This is a genomic window from Arenibacter flavimaris, assembly GCF_030291335.1.
Lineage (GTDB): Bacteria > Bacteroidota > Bacteroidia > Flavobacteriales > Flavobacteriaceae > Arenibacter.
Genome location: NZ_JASWIM010000015.1, coordinates 48898 through 68091, shown reverse-complemented (window position 1 = coordinate 68091; position 19194 = coordinate 48898). Strand labels below are relative to the sequence as shown.

Here is a 19194-nt window from a genome sequence, read left to right as displayed (position 1 = left end):
ACTATCAATTGTTATGCTCAATTCCTTTATAGGCCTCTATAACCTTTTTAACCAATTTATGCCTAATCACATCCTTATCGTCCAAGTAAATAACCTCAATCCCTTCTATATTTTGCAGTACCAGTAAGGCCTCTTTCAATCCTGAAATCAGACGTCTTGGCAAATCAATCTGGCCAGGATCCCCATTGATTAAAAATTTGGCGTTTTTACCCATTCTGGTAAGAAACATTTTCATTTGGGCATGGGTGGTATTCTGGGCCTCGTCCAAAATCACAAATGCATTGTCCAAAGTCCTACCCCGCATAAAGGCCATAGGGGCTATCTGTATGGTACCATTCTCAATATAATGGGCCAATTTTTCCGGTGCTATCATATCCCGTAGGGCATCGTATAGAGGTTGCATATAAGGATCCAGCTTTTCTTTAAGGTCTCCTGGTAAAAATCCCAAATTCTCTCCGGCCTCCACAGCTGGCCTCGTCAATATGATGCGCTTAACCTGTTTCTCCTTCAGCGCTTTTACGGCCAAGGCCACTCCCGTATATGTTTTTCCTGTACCCGCGGGGCCTACGGCAAATACCATATCATTGTTCCTAGCGGCATCGACCAGCCTGCGCTGATTTACCGTTTGTGCCTTGATAAGTCTACCGCTTACGCCATGGACCAAAACTTCACCACTGATTTCGGAAGACTCGTATACTTCCTGTCCATTGCCGGCAAGGAGTCGCTCAATACTGTTTTCATCCAACTTATTATACTTGGCATAGTGGGCGGTTAGCAGGTCGAACCTTCTGTCGAATTCGTCCAAAAGGTCTTCATCACCATATACTTTGATTTTACTTCCCCGGGCCACAATTTTAAGCTTGGGGAAATGCTTTTTCAATAAATCAATGTTCTCATTATTCTGTCCAAAAAATTCCCTTGGGCTAATGTCAGTAAGTTCAATTATAAGTTCGTTCAAAGAAGAGAGGTATTATAAAGGATTAGATATGAAATATATATTTTGGTTCGCTAATTTTTTGTGTAATTTTGTTTAACAAACTTAAGTAAAAAAACAACTTACCAAACCAAAAACATATCAACAGTCCTCTATGGCGATAATTACTTTAACTACTGATTTTGGACATAAAGACCATTTTGTAGGTGCCATTAAAGGGACAATTTACAAGGAATTGTCTGATGCAAGGATTGTTGATATTTCACATTCCATAGCACCTTTCAATATTCAGGAATGCGCCTACATACTAAAAAATTCCTATAAAAACTTTCCTGATGGCAGTATCCATATAGTAGGGGTGGACTCGGAATTGACACCAGAAAACCAACATATTGCCGTTTTGGTGGACAACCACTATTTCATAATGGCCAACAATGGGGTCATAGGACTTATTATTTCTGAAATAGTTCCAGAAAAAGTGGTAGAAATTCAATTGCCGAATACCATTGACAGTTCGTTTCCGGAAATGGATGTTTTTGTTAAGGCGGCAAGCCATATTGCAAGAGGTGGTAAATTGGAAGTAATAGGCAGGCCGTTTAAAGACCTCAAGGACCTTAGGGAGTTCAACCCAAGAATTTCCGATGACGGCAAGACCATATCCGGAAGTGTCATTTATATAGACAACTACGGTAATGTAGTAACCAACATTCAAGAGAACATTTTTAAAACAATTGGCAAGGGCAGACCTTTTGAACTACATGCCCGAAATAAGAAAATAAAAAATATCCATAAAAAATATAGTGACATTATAAATTACGACCTGGATAAAAGTCAACGTAAATCCCCTGGCGAATTACTGGCGCTATTTAATTCTTCAGGCTATGTGGAAATCGCTATCTATAAAAGCGACCTAAATACCGTGGGAGGGGCCTCTACCCTTTTGGGGCTCGACTATAGGGACACTGTAATAATTAGTTTTACTTAAATACGGGGAACAAATGTTGGTAAGAATTGTAAAATTAACCTTCAAAAAAGAAAATATTGCTAGTTTTGAGACCATCTTTAAAAATAATAAGCAGAAAATCCGACAAGTGGACGGCTGTACTTTTTTAGAACTGTTACAAAGTGAGGAGGATAAGAACATATTCTTCACCTACAGTCACTGGAATAGTGCTACCGATTTGGAAAACTATAAAAATTCGGAATTTTTTAAGAGTGTCTGGCAAAAGACCAAACTATTATTCGAGGCCAAACCAGAAGCCTGGAGTCTAACAAAGAAGGAAACCATTAACTAGTATACATGATTGCCATATTTAAAAGAGAAATACAATCATTTTTCACCTCGCCCATAGGCTATTTGGTCGTAGGATTATTTTTGGTGCTCAACGGATTGTTTCTGTGGGTATTTAAGGGGCCCTTTAATATTTTTGAATACGGTTTTGCCGATCTTGGCAATTTCTTTCTTCTTGCCCCATGGGTCTTTCTTTTTCTGATCCCTGCCATTACCATGAAAAGTTTTTCCGAGGAAAAAAAACTAGGCACTTTGGAACTTCTTTTTATAAAGCCCATCTCCCTATGGGAAACGGTTATTGGAAAATTTCTGGGTACCTTTTGTTTGGCTTTGATCGCTTTATTGCCCACACTGCTCTATGTGTATACCATTTCCCAATTGGGGGTAACCATAGGCAATTTGGATATGGGTATGGTGCTGGGTTCTTATTTTGGGCTCTTATTTTTAATCGCTAGCTATACCGCCATTGGATTATTTGCCTCTACCCTGTCCGAAAACCAGATAGTAGCCTTTATTATCGGTATGGTTCTGTGCTTCGTTATGTTGTACGGATTCGAAAGTCTGTCCACCATATTGCCCTCAGGCCCCATGATACTTTTTGTGGAACAGTTAGGAATGAAGGCCCATTTTGAAAGTATTGCCAGAGGCGTCTTGGATACGAGGGATATTATTTATTTTACCGGCTTAACCCTGTTCTTTCTCTACCTGACCATTATTCAACTAAAAAATACAAATAGATAATGAAAAAAAGATTATTATCTATAACCAAGGCACTTGCACTGCTGGTACTCGCAAATATACTGGCCAGTTTTTTCTACACAAGATTAGATCTTACGGAAGACGGTAGATATACACTATCCCAGGCATCCATAAATTCTGTTGGAGCGTTTAGCGCCCCTGTGATAATCGATATATTGCTCGATGGAAATCTTCCTCCCGAATTTATAAAGTTGAAGTTGGAAACCCGGCAGTTGTTGGAGGAATTTGCATCAAAAAACAATAATATAAAGTTCAATTTTGTTAATCCACTTGAAGGGGCATCACAAATTGATGGGGTTATCACAGATTTACAAGGTTTGGGCCTTACCCCTACCAACGTTACCATTGAACAGAATGGCAAAGTTTCCCAGGAGATTATTTTTCCCTGGGCCATGGTCAATTACAACAATAGTACCGTTAAGGTTCCCTTATTAAAGAATAAACTTGGTGCCTCCACGGAAGAGAGGGTAAACAATTCTGTCCAACATTTGGAATACGCCTTTGCAGACGCCTTTACAAAATTGAATATCCAGGAAAAGAAAAAAATAGCCATCATTAAGGGCAATGGTGAATTGGGCGATATTTTCATGGCCGATTATTTGACCTCCATAAGGGATTATTACAATATAGGTGCCATTACCTTGGACTCGGTGGCCACCAATCCGGAAAAGGTCCTGGAACAATTAAAGGGGTTTGATCTTGCCCTTATTGCTAAACCTACAGAGACCTTTACCGATGAAGAGAAATTTATTTTAGATCAGTACATTACCGGAGGAGGCAAGTCGCTTTGGCTCATAGACCAAGTGGCCATGGAACTGGATAGCCTTTTCAATGAAACTGGCTCCGCCATGGCCATGCCACGGAATCTTAACCTAAACGATTTTTTCTTTAAATACGGGGTTCGGTTAAATACCGACTTGGTGAACGACCTATATTTTACGCAAATAGTTTTGGCGACCGGAGAGGGAAACAGTTCCCAATACAACCCTGTTCCATGGTACTACAATCCAATGGTATTTTCCAAAAACGACCATTCCATAAATAACAATTTGGAAGCGGTCAGATTCCAGTTCACAGGAAGTTTGGATACCCTTGCCGGCAAGTATAGTAAACAGATCCTGCTCAGTAGCTCGCCCTTATCCAAAACCGAAGGAGTTCCCAAACAGATTCAACTGGACGTTATTAATACACCGCCGGATAAAGACTTATATAATGATGGCAACAAGATATTGGGAGTATTAATAGAAGGAACCTTTCAATCCACCTTCCTGAACCGGGTAAAACCACTTAAGCTGAACAAAATAGTGGATCAAGGTCCTGAAAACAAAATGATAGTGCTTTCGGACGGGGATCTTATCAGAAACCAAGTACGTAATGGGAGACCTTTGGAATTGGGTTATGATAAATGGACAAACAACTTTTTTGGCAACAAAGAATTTCTCATAAATTGCCTTAATTACCTATTGGACGATACCGGACTTATAAACATTCGCAACAAGAAAGTATCCATTCCTTTCTTGGATGAAGAAAAAATTAACGACCAAAAAACCAAATGGCAGTTGATAAATATTGGCCTACCACTGTGTTTGACCCTTATTTTTGGATTCCTAATTAACGCCATTCGCAAGAAAAAATATGGGGTATAAGTGTTGATAAGTTTGTTTCCTTAAAAAGGACATTTAAAATATCTTTGTTTTGACCGTAATCGAAGGAATATTGCGGATTCAAACAGATAATTATACACTGTTTTAGGTTGTACAATAATGTAGATTCCTTAAAAAAAATTAAACCAATGAAATTTATAGTATCTAGCACTTATTTACTAAAACAACTCCAAGTTTTAGGTGGGGTCATCAATAACAGTAATACCTTACCTATTCTAGACAATTTTCTCTTCGATTTAAATCAAAAAGAACTCACTGTTTCCGCTTCCGATTTGGAAACCACCATGAGTTCTGTATTAGAGGTCGATTCTGACAATGAGGGAACCATTGCCGTTCCCGCAAAACTGTTATTGGAAATTTTAAAAACCTTTCCTGAACAGCCCTTAACTTTCGTTGTTGAGGATAACAATACTGTTGAAATCAGCTCTAACCACGGTAAATATGCCTTGGCCTATGCAGATGGGGCGGAATTTCCAAAATCGGTTGAATTATCAAATCCAAGCTCTACCACCATACTTGGGGATATATTGGCTACTGCCATCAACAAAACTATTTTTGCGGCAGGAAACGATGATCTACGACCTGTGATGAGCGGCGTCTTTTTTCAATTTTCCCCAGAGAGTTTAACCTTTGTGGCCACTGATGCCCATAAATTGGTAAAATACCAACGTACCGATATTACCGCTTCCAAAGTAGCCGAATTTATCATGCCCAAAAAACCTCTGAATTTATTAAAGGGGATCTTGGCCGGTAGCGAAACGGAAGTACTTATTGAATACAATGAAAGTAACGCCAAATTCAGTTTTGAAAATACCATCCTGATCTGTAGATTGATCGATGGTAAATACCCAAATTACGAGGCGGTAATCCCTAAGGAAAATCCAAATAAACTTTCGATTGCCAGGACGCAACTCTTAAGTTCCGTTAGAAGGGTTTCCATATTCTCCAATAAGACCACTCACCAAATTCGATTAAAAATTGCAGGCGCGGAACTTAATATTTCCGCTGAGGATATAGACTACAGCAATAAGGCGGAAGAACGGTTGACCTGTTCCTATCAGGGCGACGACATGCAGATAGGATTTAACTCCAGATTCCTGGTGGAAATGTTGAACAACCTTACTTCGGATGACGTACAATTGGAAATGAGCCTCCCCAACAGAGCTGGTATCCTTACCCCTATCGACGGTTTGGACGAAGGTGAAAATGTCACCATGTTGGTAATGCCAGTAATGCTGAACAGTTAGAAATAAATATTCGACCCAACAGTTGAATTAAAAATACACCCCACTTTTTTTATATAAAAAAAGCCGTATTTCAAATGAAATACGGCTTTTTTGTCCTAAACAAAAATGTTTTTAGCTACACAAATTTTATGCTCAGCGGATAATGAGGTTTTTCGCCATTGGACACCTTTATGGCATTGACAATAGGATACACGAAACAAAGCACTGCTACCGCAATTATCCCTAATATTCCAATGCCAAGGAGTAATATCAACGGGATACAAAGTAGTATATATATGAACATGCTGATCTGAAAATTAATAATCGATTTTCCGTTTTCATCCATGTTCATTATGGCATCCCTTTGTGTTAGCCACAAGACCAAAGGAACTATAAACCCACCAAATCCTGTAACTATATCCAATAATTGACTCAAATGGGTCCACACCAACAATTGTCTATTCTCTACCTTCATCTGTTACTTTTAATACGTTGTTATAGGTTGAAAAATTTTACTGAGATACTATGTCTTAGTAATATAATTTAGTTTCCATAATCATAGGACGAATAAACTCCCCATTTGTTACATATCCCAGTATACCGTATTTACAAATCCTAATGGGCCTACTATTGTTTGCGCCCCAATCTGTCCAATTTCTCTTTGTCTTTTTGAATGCCCTTCTCCAATTTGTCGATCTTCAGGTTCAATTTCTCTATGGCCAAAGGGGATAATTTTCCCTTTTCTTGGTCCTTGGTCATTTTCTCCTGAAGCTTTTCTATTTTTCTTGTATCCTTGGCAATAGACCTTTTCTTGGAATCTATGTCGGAAGTTAGTTTTTCCCTTTTTTTAAGTTTCTTTTCTGCCTTCTTTTGTGCTTTTTCTGCCTTCATGGCATCCCTTTCGGCCTTATCTATCCTCTTTTGAACTTCCTTGGCCTCCTTGGCTTCCTCTAAAATTTTGGCCTGCTCCATCTGTTCCGTATTTCCCACAGGAATAACCGGAACAGAGGTTTCCTGTGCCATGGTGATTTGGCAGAAAAAAACCGCTGCACATAAGGTAATAACTCTAATCATTTTCATAGGTAGTATTAAATTGAATGACCTAAAACCCCTGGATACCCAAGCGTTATAAGGTTCTTTTACGTTGTTTTTGATCACCATCGAAATTACGCAATTTATCCTACAATTATCATGATTAAAATCATTGTATTGGACTTTATAGCGTGGGTTCGAAATAAGGCAAATGCCGAATAACGGATTATCAATCAATTAAAGTTACTCTGGCCTTTAGCCCGCCTTGTCGGCATAGAGGTATTCTTGGGGATACAACATTCCCATAACAACCCATAAACAATTAAAAATCGATAGGGCCTATAGGTAATTAAGAAATGGTTTGAAAATTTTATATTGTATTTTTACCATCAATTTTAATGCTATGACTACCAACGACAACATCATTGCCTTGGCTACCCCCTCAGGGGCCGGTGCCATAGCAGTAATCCGTATTTCTGGGAAAGATGCCATTGCCCTGGCAGATCCCTTCTTCAAATCGATTAGAGGCAAGGATTTAAAAAAACAAAGGAGCCATACTATTCATTTGGGACATATAACGGAAAATGACAAGATGTTGGATGAAGTCCTATTATCACTTTTTAAAGGTCCACACTCTTATACAGGTGAAGATGTTGTGGAAATCTCCTGTCATGGCTCCCCTTATATACAACAACAAATTATTCAGTTGTTCCTAAGAAACGGTTGCCGTATGGCTACTGCAGGAGAGTTTACCCTACGCGCCTTTTTGAATGGTAAAATGGACTTGAGTCAGGCCGAGGCCGTCGCGGATCTAATTGCCTCGGACAACGAAGCAAGCCACCAAATCGCCATTCAGCAAATGAGGGGTGGATTTAGCAATGAAATAAAAAAATTGAGGGACCAGTTATTAAACTTTGCCTCGTTAATGGAACTGGAACTGGACTTTGCAGAGGAGGACGTAGAATTTGCGGATCGGACCCAGTTTAAGAAACTACTCGTTAAGATACAGCGAATCTTAAAGCGTTTGATCGATTCCTTCGCAGTAGGCAACGTAATAAAGAACGGGATTCCCATCGCCATTGTTGGGGAACCCAATGTGGGAAAATCTACCTTGCTCAATGCCCTCTTAAATGAGGAACGGGCCATTGTAAGCGATATTGCGGGAACCACTAGGGATACCATAGAGGATGAGATCGTGATAGAAGGTATAGGTTTTCGGTTTATAGACACCGCCGGAATTAGGGATACCAAGGATGTGGTGGAAAGTATAGGGATAAAAAAAACTTTTGAGAAAATAGAACAGGCCCAGGTGGTTGTACTATTGGTAGATGCTTGGCAAATGGCTACCCATGCAGATAAGTTAAAAAACAGCATAAAGGAACTGGAAAAAATAAAAACTAAATATCCTCAAAAACCTTTATTGGTAATTGCCAATAAGGTGGATAGGTTGGATAAGGAACAAATCAAAGATCTACAATCCCAAATTTCAGGACTGCATTTGCTGTCCGCCAAAACCGGACAAGGGGTGGAAACACTGAAGTCGCGCTTATTGGATTTTGTAAATACGGGAGCCCTGCGCAATAGCGAGACCATTGTAACCAACACCAGACATTACAGTTCCCTTTTAAAGGCCCTGGAAGAGATAGAAAAGGTACAATTTGGCATGGATGAGGATACACCCAGCGATCTCTTGGCCATAGATGTCAGGGAAGCCCTTTACCATCTAGGGGAAATTACGGGACAAGTGACCAATGACGAACTTTTGGGAAATATTTTTGCCAATTTTTGCATTGGGAAATAGACACTGTTTTTATTTGATATCATATGATTACAAATGGTTGTAAATCAAGCACTTGTCAATAGTTTTTAGATTTTTGTTTTCCCATATTTGTATATCTCACAGCAGGCTAGGGGGCTCCTTGGTGAACGGAAGGGACCAAAGGACCGGGTTTTCAAGGGTCTCCGTTATAGCGCCCATATGAATATGCAATTACTCCGATGGTGCATGTTTGCCGGAATCAGCAAACATATCACCTTCCATTCGACCCGGCACACCAATGCCGTTTTACTTTTGGAAAATGGAACGGATATCTATACCGTTTCCAAACTCCTTGGTCATAGCGAAATTAGAACTACGGAGATCTATGCCAAAATTATCGACAATAAAATGAAGGAGGCTGCGAATTTGATTCCTAAATTAAAAATGGATTTCAATTAATGCTATTCTAGGTTTTAGTGCTTACGAAAAGTGTCCCATAAAAAGTCAATTAACGAAACTACTAAATGGAACGACAAATGGAACTGAGAACGGATATTTTTGGATTTTGCTTCAATAGTACCCTAAAATGGCCGTTTTAAAGGACTATGCTTTTAACTACAAATGTTTAAATTCGTAAAACTAACAAAACAGTAATAGACCTAACATGGTGGGTTTAACCAATTGTTAGCAGTCAAACTTAAATATGCAGAAAAAATACAAACAGATTGTCCAATGGCTAAACCTCCGAATCAAAGCTATTACACCAGGTAAGAATGCTGTAAATGGAGCTTCATTAGGTTTGTTGATGGTAACAGTTATTTTATGGCTGATTTACTCTATTAGAATTTATACAAAGCTCAATGATCCATGGGTACTCTTATTAAGTTTGCTCTCCATTCTAGCTGTCGTATTGTTTGCCTTTGTGATTAGATGGGTTATTATACTTATAAATAAGGTGTCAGCTTTTTACAGATTGGCGCTTTTTATCACATTGCCATTGCTAATTCTTATGAGCTCCAAATCGATTATCCCTGCTATAATTATAGTTTTAGCTTCACTTTGTGGAGCTGTCATATTAGTTTTGAAAAGAACCAAATTTCAAAATTTGTCAAAGTCGAAAAGGATTATTGCAGGTTTGGGAATGATTATAGGTTTTGGCGGATTCATTGCTGTTGGGGTTCTATATTATCAAGATGGTTTTGATTTTGATCCGATTACAAATGCGGCACTATCCTCAGATTCAAATGTTGAACAGATCAAGGCTGTTTCTCCATCCCAAAAAGGGCCATATACTGTAAAGACATTAACATATGGTAGTGGTAAAGATTTACATCGACCTGAATACGGAGAAGAAGTTGATATAGAAACTGATTCTGTTAACGGCCTTGCCTTTATTGATGATTGGAAAGGTATTGGTGGTTGGTATATTAAAAAATACTTTGGATTCGATTCCAAATCTTTACCTCTAAATGCTCGTGTTTGGTATCCTGAAGGAGAAGGCCCTTTTCCTTTGGCTCTTATTGCCCATGGAGCGACCAATATGCAAGTTTATTCAGATACTGGATATGAATATCTTGGAGAATTGCTTGCTTCCAAAGGAATAATCCTTGCATCGGTAGATGAAAATTTTTTGAATAGTACATATTTAGGAGGATTGCCCAAAAAGGAAAATGATGCACGGGGTTTGTTATTGCTTGAACATTTGAAAGTATGGCACGAATGGAATAAGAAAGAAGACAACCCTTTTTATAGAAAAATAGATACTTCCAAATTGGCGCTTATTGGGCACTCAAGAGGAGGCGAAGCTGTTGCTCATGCTGCAATGTTTAATAAATTACCTTTTTATCCAGATGATGCCACATTTAAATTTGATTATAATTACAATATCAAATCGATTGTGGCAATTGCTCCGGTTGATGGGCAATATGAACCAGGAGAAAGTAGAACAAAAATAGAGGATGTTGACTATTTTGTTATTCATGGATCACAAGACGCAGATGTTAGTTCTTTTATGGGCTCTCAACAGTATGAAAGAATAACTTTCAAAGACAGTCTTTATCATTTTAAATCGGGACTTTATATATATGGGGCTAATCATGGCCAATTTAATACAAGCTGGGGCAACAATGATACCACAAATCCTTTTTTGGGACTCCTTAATCTCAAACAACTGATTTCTGCTGAAAATCAAATGACAATTGCTCAGGTCTATATCAGTTCCTTTTTAGATATAACGTTGATGAATAAAAAAGAATACCTACCTCTATTTGTAGATGCTAGAGCAGGTAAAGACTGGCTTCCTGAAACTATCTACTTGAACCAATTCGAGGATTCAAATTTAAAGACAGTTGCCAATTTTGATGAAGACTTTGATGTGTCTACAACAACATATGATTATGGAAAGATTAGTACTAAAAACTTATCCGTTTGGCGTGAGCAAGAAATAAAACTCAAATGGGAGAAAAAGGGAAGTAGAGCTCTTTTTGTGGGTTGGAATTATGATATTGAAAACAAAAAGAAACCGATTGAATCAGTTCCGGACTCACTGATTGCTAGCTACACTATCAGTCTTTCTTCAACAGTGATAGATTCTTCTTCAGTTTTGGTTTTTTCAATGGCAGAATCTAAAGAATCTGCCAACCCTAAATCAAAAGGAAAATGGGTGAAAAATGATAGTAACAAGAAAAATGAGGATATTGAAAAAAACGATGATAAAAAAAAGGAAGATAAAAAAGACAAATATGAGGCCGAAAAGCCTATAGATTTCACCATTCAACTAAAGGACTCTTCTGGGCAAGAAGTCTCATTTCCCTTGAGTAAATTTTCTCCTTTACAGAGAGAAATTGAAGTGATTATTATGAAAACGGGATTCATCAAAGACGACAAACAGTCAGAAAAAGTGTTTCAAACATTCTATTTTCCAGCTAAGAACTTTCTAAAAATCAATCCAAACTTTAATCTTTCCAAAATTGAAAATGTAAAATTTATTTTTGATAAAAATGAAAGTGGGGTAGTCGCCATCGATAATATTGGGTTTATGAAGATATTTTAAGGTTTTAGAATTTCGATTGCTAAATTAAGAAGAACTGAGTTAAATTTTCTTATTTTCAATTGTTCCATTAAAGAACTTTTTAAGGAACACTATTTATGAAAATGTTAATTATAATCGAAGCTCTAACTTATATTAAACCTTCTACCTAGCCTTAGTTTTTCAAAATTCCATATTCCCCTGACATTTATTCATCCAAAAGCCTAGGTAAAATATGTATTTTGAACACGCTAAACACTTAAATCTGCCCTTTTGAAATGGTTATTCCCCTAATTCCTTTGTTGTAATTGTTAATAACTCCGAAAATTGAAAGAAATAGTCTTTTTTACAGTGACTTTGATTAGCATCATTTGCATACATATGACATCAAATAAAATTATAGGGTCCTTTCTGCAAAATTACTTGATACAATTTGTTGTAATTTACTGTATTACAATTAGTTGTGAATAAATATTATTGTTTCTCCTTTTCTTCGCTTGCCTATTTTTATACATTTATACCCACTGCACAGTTGCAGGAAAACAAAAGCGCTTTTGTTCATTTTCAATTTTAAAATCAAAAAAAATGGACAAAATTAAATTAGAAGAAAAACTCGATAGAATTGAAAGTCTCCTATTGGGTTCCAAAAAAGTACTCACCATGGAAGAAGCCTGTGACTACACGGGTATTTCCAGAAGTTACCTCTATAAATTGACCTCCAGAGGAGAAATTCCCCATTCCAAACCCAATGGTAAAATGATTTTCTTCGACATTGATAAGCTTAACGAGTGGCTTCTACAGAACAGTAGGAAATCAAAGGCCGATCTCGAAAAAGAAGCGTTACGACACACCCTCAAAAATCGACGAAGATGATTGGGGGTAAACCTAGGGATCAGCTTTACAAGGTAAAGGATGCCAAAAAAAAGACCATCTATGACTATACGATCGAATACCTGGAGGGGAAATACGATATAATGTACAACGAGATATCCCATGATTTCCAGATATCCTTCAAAAAGTCAACGGATTGGTCCTATCTGAACCTCAATTCCCTTATCATAGAACTAGCCAAGGCAGGTGTGGATATCAGCACTGGGAAACTGGAGATCCTGATCCGATCGGAACTCATTCCGAAATACAATCTGATCAGGGCGTATTTCGAATCCCTCCCAAAATGGGACGGTGAGGACCATATCCTGAAATTGGCATCCTATGTGCCGACCTATGATGACGGAGCCTTTGTATACCACCTCAAAAAATGGTTGGTACGGGCCATTAAGTGTGCCCTGGAACCGGCCTATTTCAACAAGCAGGCCCTGATCATAAGCCATAAGGGACAAAGCTCTGGCAAATCCACCTGGTGCCGCTTTATCTGTCCCCCGGAACTCTCCGATTATATGGCAGAGGACATCAGCAACGACAAGGACGCACGCATCCAATTGTGCCGCAATTTTTTGTACAATCTGGACGAACTGGCCGTACTGACCAAAAAGGATGTAAATGCCCTAAAAGCATTTTTTTCCAAGACCTTTATCAATGAACGGCTTCCCTACGACAGGAAAAACACTACCCTGCCCAGGATCTGTTCCTTTTTGGGCTCCACCAATATGTCCTCCTTTTTGAACGACGAGACCGGATCCGTGCGTTGGCTGTGCTTTGAACTTAAGGACAGGATAGATTTCTCCTATTCCAAGGAAATGGAGATCAAGGACGTATGGACCCAGGCATACCACCTCGCTTATAACAACCCCAACTTCAATCCCGAACTCACCCTGAACGATATTTTAGAGAACGAGGAGCGCAATAAGAAATATACCAAATTGACCACCGAAGAGGAACTGGTCTCCAAATACTTTGAAAAATCCAACGATATGGTGGATTTCGTCACCGCCTCGGACGTGTTGGTGAAGTTAAGGCACCTCAATCTGAGACTGAACCAGATCAACCTGGGGCGGGCACTGTCCGGGTTCAACTTCCAAAGGGTAAAACATCCCAAGCGGCAGGTCTATGGGTATCTGGCAAAACCTGTATTTACCGATAGCCCTTTGGAGATGGAAGTTTAGAAAAAGTGCAAAAGCACCTACCTAGTTACCTAATGGGGCCTGACCTCCCCAACAGCGGGAGCTACCTCTAGGTAGGATACATTAACTATTGGTTACCTAGGTATTACCTAACCTACCTATTAGGGTAGGATGGGTAACATCAAAATCAGTACTACCTAGGTTCTTAACCTATATAAACAGGGACTTAGGTAAGAAGGTAAGAGAAAACCAAAAAAAAGAGCCGATGAAGAAAAAAAGAACCATTGGACTATCGTGTGAAAGAGCCCGAGCCTTTCCCATCGAAAAAGCGCTGGCAAAACTCGGGCACTTTCCTACCAGATCAACGGAGAAAGAAGCTTGGTTCCTGAGTCCTTTCAGGTCAGAAACCCAAGCCTCTTTCAAGGTTTCCAGGCCATTGAACAGATGGTACGACCATGGGGCGGGGAAAGGGGGCAATGTGATCGACCTGGTATGTCTTCTGAACAGATCATCCGTAAGGGAAGCATTGGACTGGTTGGAAAACGGCCAGATCTTTTTTTCTTTTCAACAGCAGCCTATTTTAAACTTTAATGAGAAGGGGCATAAGATTATAATCACACAGGTAAAACAACTGACCCATTTTGCCCTAAGGCAATATTTAAGATCAAGGAAAATTTCAATTACCACGGCCAAGAAATTGGTCAAAGAAGTCCATTACCAATTCAAGGACAAAACGTACTTCGCTTTGGGATTGGAGAACAGTTCAGGCGGATGGGAATTACGGAACAAATATGTGAAGAATTCCAGTTCGCCCAAGGATGTGGCCCATATCAATAATGGCCGGACCAGACTCATCATCACCGAAGGCATGTTCGACCTGTTATCCATTATGGAGTGTAATATAAAATTAGGACTTGAATATGATTTTTTGGTATTGAACTCAACCGCATTTGTTCAGAAATCTATAGAAATAATGGAGGGTTATAGTTGTATCGATCTCTATCTGGACAATGATGATACCGGTAAAAAGGCAACCAAAAACTTTATGGACCACGTCGATAACAGTGTGGACAGATCACCATTATATGCCGGTTTTAAGGATATGAACGAATGGCTCATGTCGGGCGCAAAGGAGGCAAACGGTCAGGGAATTCAAGATGTGTTTTTGTTGCCACAAAAACAATCTTGCTTTGCTCCCGATGGTCGCAAAGAAAACAAAAAATGAAAAGGACCTATATCAGATTTCGGTGTTCCATCTACGAGAAGAAGCTGCTCAAAAAAAGGGCGCAACGGGCCGGAATTTCCCTTTCCGAATATTGCCGAAGCTCGGCCTTTGGGAATACCGTTATCGAAAGGCTTACCCCGGAACAATTGGAATGTTACAGGACCTTGGTAAAATACAAGAACAACTTTACGAGTATCGGTAATATGTTCAGGAAACGGAACCCGAAACTGGCCAATGAGGTCGAGAAATTGGCAGAGGAAATACGATTGCACCTTTATAATTTCAAGAAATGATTGGCAAGGGAAAATCCATATCACATACGGGAGCCTCCATGGAATACGGATGGAACCAGGAAAAAGAGGCAGAAGTGGTCTTCAGTCAACATGTGGCCGGGAACGACGCCAAACAGATCACGGAAGAGTTCAAACTGGTGCAGGAACAGAATGTACGTTGCCAAAAGAACACCCTGAGCTTTGTACTGAGTCCGACCAGGGAGGATGGAAAGAACCTTACTGCCGAAAAACTAAAAGAAATGGCCCAACGGTTCATCAAGGAAATGCAATTAAAGGAACGCCAGGCCATCGCTTTTGTGCATAGGGACAAGGCACATACCCATATCCATCTATATGTGAACCGCATCGGTTTTGATGGGAAGGCCTACAATGACAGTTTTATTGGCAAACGGAGCCAACTGGCCGCCGAAAAGGTGGCCAAGGAAATGGGCCAGACCACAGTGAAGGAAGTGCAACTGGAAAAGGAACTGGATTCCATAAAGGTCCGTCTTGAAATAAAGAACGTTCACAAAAGGGTCATGGAGAACGATAGACCAAAAACATTGGATAGTTATATCAAGGCTATGAAAGAAAGGAATATAGAGGTCATCCCAAGCATCAACAAGGCTAATAAACTGCAGGGCTTCCGGTTCCAATATAAAGGTCAAAATTTTAAGGCAAGCGAGGTGCACCGTTCCATGTCCGGAGGGAAGATCATCGGACAGCTCTCGCAGAATAGAACCGTTGGAAAACAAATAGCTGCAGAGAAATCCGTTCAAGTATTGGGAAAGACCTTGGAAATGAGTACCAATCTAGCTGCCAGTATTGCTAAGGGTATGATCAAAAAAGCCATCGATACGGGAATCGGGTATTAAAACAAAAAACTATTGGATACAAGAAACTGGACGAAGTAATGGAACTGCTCAATGACGAACTGGACGGTTTCAACAAAGCCCTGGAAAAGCTGGAGAAACTGACCAAGAATGTGGACAACATCAAAATATCCCCGGACACCTCCCAAATCGAGCACATGCTTAAAGAACACCTAAACTCCGAAAGGACCAAAAGTGAAAGGATCCAGGGGTCCCTTCAAAATTTTGGACAGCAAATTTACAAGGCTAGGATGGTCCCTAAAGTACAGCTATGGCTGCAATATGCCATATGGGCCATCTCCCTTGTCATCATTGGTTATCTGTCCTTTCAGGTCTCGCGAATAGATCGTATACGGGAAAGGGCATATTCAGCGGGGCAGCAAGAAGTTATTTCAAATCTAAAAGGCTATTTTGAACAATATCCCATGCATTACACAACTTATCAGAAATGGATCAAAGAAAAGGATAGTGTTCCAGATGAAAAGTAGGGTGCACCCTATCCGGTTTTTGCTATACGCTTATCAGCCCGAACACTACAAAAACCGGACAGGATCCTCGCGCAAGTAAGTTATGGTAAGATTTGGGATTGAAAAGGTACTATTGATTAGGAAAAAGTTTTTATAGTCACTATCTGGCAGATGAATTAGTAGCTATTACAAATGCCTGAGGAATCATCGCTAATTGGGGAAGTATCATTCATATTAAGCCCTTCCCTCCTACCCACCTATGATATAAATGCTTATAGGTGAATAGAAATTCTTTGCAAAATTAAATCGTTATCATAATTAAAATCATAAGATTACAACAAATAATTTTAATTGGAACAATTTGAAATGTCCAGTTTTTTATAAATAAACTGGACAAATATTGATTAAGTGAAAGGGGTAAAATGTCAAGTTTTTTGCGCAAAAAACTTGACATTAAAAAAACCAAATTTCCAATTCTTAGAAGTTAAGCGGCCATCAAAATCCAAGTTCAAAATTGCATTTGGTTCTATTTTGGTGTATATTTACACCTATAAATCATTTACTATCATGGCCAGACAAAGTATCTCCCTTACCAAACCCAACGATCAGTGGTTAAAATCGTTGGTAGAAAGTGAAGAATATTCGAGCAAGAGCGAAATTGTGAATGACCTTATCCGAAAGGAAAGAGACAGGCAAAATGAGCTCATATGGCTCCGTGCCAAGCTCCAAAAATCTGAGGATAGATTGTTAGCTGAGGGGCCTGTAACACAGACCCCTGAAGAACTGTTGGTGGATATAAAAAAAGTGGCAAGGGATAATGGCCAACTATAGACTTTTACCGGAAGCGAAAGATGATCTTATTCGAATCTACAAATATGGTATCATGAGATTTGGGTAGGTCCATGCCAATCTATATTTATCTGAACTATTGGATGAATTCAAAAGAATATGCAAGTTTCAAATTTTGGGTTCCATCAAAATCTGAACAAGATAAAATAGCTTCATTCCTCACAGTAATCGACAAGAGAATTCAAACCCAAAGCAAAAACCAGATGCTGACTTTTGGGACTCAATGAAGGATGATAAGTAAAATTAAATCCTTGTCTCTCAATACCTCACAGCTTTTGGCTTGAAAAGATTATTTTTACATCAAATCCCTAATAATGTCTGAAACAAACCGTATAGAATACAAAGAAAAACTCACCAAAGACCTGGATTTAGAAAAGGAAGTAATTGCTTTCCTCAATTATTTGGAAGGTGGTTTGATCTATATAGGCATTGATAAACACGGGAAAACTCTTGGCGTAGATGATATTGACGGTGATATGCTTAAAATCAAAGACCGTATCAAAAACAATATTGCTCCTTCAGCTATGGGTTTATTCGATGTAGTGGCCGAGGAACGTGATGGTAAGGAAATTATCAAAATTATTGTTGCCGGTGGTAGTGAGAAGCCCTATTTCAAAAAGAAATATGGTATGACCGAGAAAGGTAGTTTCATTCGTGTTGGTACGGCGGCCGAACCCATGCCTCAAGCCATGATCGATAAACTTTTTGCTACCCGTACCCGTAACTCAATAGGTAAGATAAAATCGCATCGTCAAGATTTAAATTTTGAACAGCTTCATATCTATTATCAGGAAAATGGTAAACCGCTTAACAAACAGTTTAAAAAGAATTTAGAACTTCTTACTGAAAACGGTTTTCTTAATTATGCTGCCTACCTTTTGGCAGATGTAAACAATGTATCTATTAAAGTTGCCAAATATAAAGGCCTAAATCGAGTAGAACTTATTGAGAACAATGAATATGGGTATTGCTCGCTCATTAAGGCAACAAAAAGTGTACTGGATAAAATTGCAGTAGAAAACACAACTTTTGCGACCATCACGTCAAAGGAGCGTATTGAGCGGAGGTTATGGAACCCTGTTGCTTTGCGTGAGGCTATACTTAATGCTATTGTCCATAACGATTATACTCGCGAAGTACCTCCTAAATTTGAAATATTTGATGATAGGATTGAAATAACATCTGCCGGTTCTTTACCGGAGGGGCTAAGCAAGGAAGATTTTTTTGAAGGAGTGTCTATCCCGAGAAATAAGGAATTGATGCGGGTTTACAAGGATCTGGAATTGGTAGAACAACTTGGTTCGGGCGTTCCAAGGATTTTGGAGAGTTATGATAAAGAATGTTTTCGGTTTATGGATAATTTTACCAGAATGAACTTTCCAGTTTCCGAACAAGTCTCCCCGCAAGTCTCCCCGCAAGTCTCCCCGCAAGTCTCCCCGCAAGTCTCCCCGCAAGTTGAGCGCTTATTGAATGTCATAACTCAGGAGCATGACAGACAGGAGTTACAAGAGCTACTTGGCCTAGCAGACAGAGAAAATTTCAGAAAAAATTATTTACAACCGGCAATTGATGCAGAATTGATAGAAATGACAATCCCGGACAAACCAAAAAGTAGTAAGCAACGATATAGGCTAACGGAAAAAGGAAAACAGATTAAGTGACTTTAATGGTGATTTTATTAATTTCAACTTAAATATCACCTATCAGCCAAAAAATGAAAAAGATATTACCGGCTTAAAAAAACAGCACTAATTTTTTGTTTCTCATTTGTATCTCATGCCTTGTTAACCCTTGT

The 19194-nt window shown here is 39.1% G+C and carries 18 protein-coding genes and 1 pseudogene; 16 read left to right on the top strand and 3 right to left on the bottom strand.

What is annotated here, in order from left to right:
• Positions 1–4 precede the first annotated feature (4 nt).
• Positions 5–958: a PhoH family protein gene (locus QSE00_RS12810; RefSeq protein WP_110355938.1), complete on the bottom strand. Its 954-nt coding sequence runs from the start codon at positions 956–958 to the stop codon at positions 5–7.
• 130 nt (positions 959–1088) lie between these two features.
• Between QSE00_RS12810 and QSE00_RS12805 the strand changes: the two genes are divergently transcribed.
• From QSE00_RS12805 to dnaN, 5 genes are all read left to right on the top strand, one after another.
• On the top strand, positions 1089–1919 hold the full coding sequence (locus tag QSE00_RS12805) for an SAM hydrolase/SAM-dependent halogenase family protein (protein WP_110355939.1): 831 nt from the start codon (positions 1089–1091) through the stop codon (positions 1917–1919).
• A 13-nt stretch (positions 1920–1932) separates the two neighbouring features.
• On the top strand, positions 1933–2229 hold the full coding sequence (locus tag QSE00_RS12800) for a putative quinol monooxygenase (protein WP_286106264.1): 297 nt from the start codon (positions 1933–1935) through the stop codon (positions 2227–2229).
• A 5-nt stretch (positions 2230–2234) separates the two neighbouring features.
• Positions 2235–2966 (top strand): gliding motility-associated ABC transporter permease subunit GldF, encoded by a 732-nt coding sequence (gene gldF / locus QSE00_RS12795; protein ID WP_286106263.1) that lies wholly within the window; start codon positions 2235–2237, stop codon positions 2964–2966.
• Positions 2966–4630: a gliding motility-associated ABC transporter substrate-binding protein GldG gene (gldG, locus tag QSE00_RS12790; protein ID WP_286106262.1), complete on the top strand. Its 1665-nt coding sequence runs from the start codon at positions 2966–2968 to the stop codon at positions 4628–4630. The genes gldF and gldG overlap by 1 nt, the downstream gene beginning before the upstream one ends.
• Positions 4631–4776: 146 nt before the next feature.
• Positions 4777–5895, top strand: coding sequence for a DNA polymerase III subunit beta (gene dnaN / locus QSE00_RS12785; protein ID WP_110356072.1), 1119 nt, complete (start codon positions 4777–4779; stop codon positions 5893–5895).
• 115 nt (positions 5896–6010) lie between these two features.
• On the opposite strand, the gene QSE00_RS12780 is transcribed toward dnaN, so the two are convergent.
• Together QSE00_RS12780 and QSE00_RS12775 are read right to left on the bottom strand one after the other, a co-directional pair.
• Positions 6011–6349, bottom strand: coding sequence for a DUF4870 domain-containing protein (locus QSE00_RS12780; protein ID WP_110355943.1), 339 nt, complete (start codon positions 6347–6349; stop codon positions 6011–6013).
• A 152-nt stretch (positions 6350–6501) separates the two neighbouring features.
• On the bottom strand, positions 6502–6954 hold the full coding sequence (locus QSE00_RS12775; RefSeq protein ID WP_146216292.1) for a hypothetical protein: 453 nt from the start codon (positions 6952–6954) through the stop codon (positions 6502–6504).
• 355 nt (positions 6955–7309) lie between these two features.
• Between QSE00_RS12775 and mnmE the strand changes: the two genes are divergently transcribed.
• The 11 genes and pseudogenes from mnmE (at position 7310) to QSE00_RS12720 (ending at position 19060) form a co-directional block, all read left to right on the top strand.
• Positions 7310–8707, top strand: a complete 1398-nt coding sequence (gene mnmE / locus QSE00_RS12770; RefSeq protein WP_286106261.1) for a tRNA uridine-5-carboxymethylaminomethyl(34) synthesis GTPase MnmE — start codon at positions 7310–7312, stop codon at positions 8705–8707.
• A gap of 84 nt (positions 8708–8791) precedes the next feature.
• Positions 8792–9124, top strand: a pseudogene (locus QSE00_RS12765) (tyrosine-type recombinase/integrase); the annotation flags it as partial.
• A gap of 244 nt (positions 9125–9368) precedes the next feature.
• Entirely contained in the window at positions 9369–11717 is a 2349-nt protein-coding gene (locus QSE00_RS12760; protein ID WP_286106260.1) for an alpha/beta hydrolase, read from the top strand.
• Positions 11718–12278: 561 nt separating this feature from the next.
• The gene (locus QSE00_RS12755) at positions 12279–12566 is read left to right on the top strand and encodes a helix-turn-helix transcriptional regulator (RefSeq protein WP_286106259.1); all 288 of its coding nucleotides are present in this window, start codon (positions 12279–12281) and stop codon (positions 12564–12566) included.
• Positions 12563–13756, top strand: a complete 1194-nt coding sequence (locus QSE00_RS12750; RefSeq protein WP_286106258.1) for a virulence-associated E family protein — start codon at positions 12563–12565, stop codon at positions 13754–13756. Before QSE00_RS12755 ends, QSE00_RS12750 begins: the two co-directional genes overlap by 4 nt.
• Positions 13757–13979: 223 nt before the next feature.
• The gene (locus QSE00_RS12745) at positions 13980–14939 is read left to right on the top strand and encodes a toprim domain-containing protein (RefSeq protein WP_286106257.1); all 960 of its coding nucleotides are present in this window, start codon (positions 13980–13982) and stop codon (positions 14937–14939) included.
• Positions 14936–15232 (top strand): mobilization protein MbpA, encoded by a 297-nt coding sequence (gene mbpA, locus QSE00_RS12740; RefSeq protein WP_286106256.1) that lies wholly within the window; start codon positions 14936–14938, stop codon positions 15230–15232. The genes QSE00_RS12745 and mbpA overlap by 4 nt, the downstream gene beginning before the upstream one ends.
• Entirely contained in the window at positions 15229–16086 is an 858-nt protein-coding gene (locus QSE00_RS12735) for a relaxase/mobilization nuclease domain-containing protein (RefSeq protein WP_286106255.1), read from the top strand. The genes mbpA and QSE00_RS12735 overlap by 4 nt, the downstream gene beginning before the upstream one ends.
• An 11-nt stretch (positions 16087–16097) precedes the next feature.
• Positions 16098–16571 carry a DUF6730 family protein gene (locus tag QSE00_RS12730; RefSeq protein ID WP_353477468.1) on the top strand — a complete coding sequence of 158 codons (474 nt, stop codon included), beginning with the start codon at positions 16098–16100 and terminating at the stop codon, positions 16569–16571.
• A 546-nt stretch (positions 16572–17117) separates the two neighbouring features.
• The gene (locus tag QSE00_RS12725) at positions 17118–17381 is read left to right on the top strand and encodes a ribbon-helix-helix domain-containing protein (protein WP_286106253.1); all 264 of its coding nucleotides are present in this window, start codon (positions 17118–17120) and stop codon (positions 17379–17381) included.
• A gap of 332 nt (positions 17382–17713) precedes the next feature.
• Positions 17714–19060, top strand: a complete 1347-nt coding sequence (locus QSE00_RS12720; protein ID WP_286106252.1) for a Fic family protein — start codon at positions 17714–17716, stop codon at positions 19058–19060.
• The last annotated feature ends 134 nt before the right edge of the window (positions 19061–19194 follow it).

Coding starts and splice junctions, on each gene's coding strand:
- QSE00_RS12805 (WP_110355939.1), top strand. CDS start 1,089: ATGGCGATAATTACTTTAACTACTGATTTTGGACATAAAGACCATTTT.
- QSE00_RS12745 (WP_286106257.1), top strand. CDS start 13,980: ATGAAGAAAAAAAGAACCATTGGACTATCGTGTGAAAGAGCCCGAGCC.
- QSE00_RS12755 (WP_286106259.1), top strand. CDS start 12,279: ATGGACAAAATTAAATTAGAAGAAAAACTCGATAGAATTGAAAGTCTC.
- QSE00_RS12800 (WP_286106264.1), top strand. CDS start 1,933: ATGTTGGTAAGAATTGTAAAATTAACCTTCAAAAAAGAAAATATTGCT.
- QSE00_RS12735 (WP_286106255.1), top strand. CDS start 15,229: ATGATTGGCAAGGGAAAATCCATATCACATACGGGAGCCTCCATGGAA.
- QSE00_RS12750 (WP_286106258.1), top strand. CDS start 12,563: ATGATTGGGGGTAAACCTAGGGATCAGCTTTACAAGGTAAAGGATGCC.
- QSE00_RS12780 (WP_110355943.1), bottom strand. CDS start 6,349: ATGAAGGTAGAGAATAGACAATTGTTGGTGTGGACCCATTTGAGTCAA.
- gldF (WP_286106263.1), top strand. CDS start 2,235: ATGATTGCCATATTTAAAAGAGAAATACAATCATTTTTCACCTCGCCC.
- mbpA (WP_286106256.1), top strand. CDS start 14,936: ATGAAAAGGACCTATATCAGATTTCGGTGTTCCATCTACGAGAAGAAG.
- dnaN (WP_110356072.1), top strand. CDS start 4,777: ATGAAATTTATAGTATCTAGCACTTATTTACTAAAACAACTCCAAGTT.
- gldG (WP_286106262.1), top strand. CDS start 2,966: ATGAAAAAAAGATTATTATCTATAACCAAGGCACTTGCACTGCTGGTA.
- QSE00_RS12760 (WP_286106260.1), top strand. CDS start 9,369: ATGCAGAAAAAATACAAACAGATTGTCCAATGGCTAAACCTCCGAATC.
- QSE00_RS12725 (WP_286106253.1), top strand. CDS start 17,118: ATGGCCAGACAAAGTATCTCCCTTACCAAACCCAACGATCAGTGGTTA.
- QSE00_RS12720 (WP_286106252.1), top strand. CDS start 17,714: ATGTCTGAAACAAACCGTATAGAATACAAAGAAAAACTCACCAAAGAC.
- QSE00_RS12775 (WP_146216292.1), bottom strand. CDS start 6,954: ATGAAAATGATTAGAGTTATTACCTTATGTGCAGCGGTTTTTTTCTGC.
- mnmE (WP_286106261.1), top strand. CDS start 7,310: ATGACTACCAACGACAACATCATTGCCTTGGCTACCCCCTCAGGGGCC.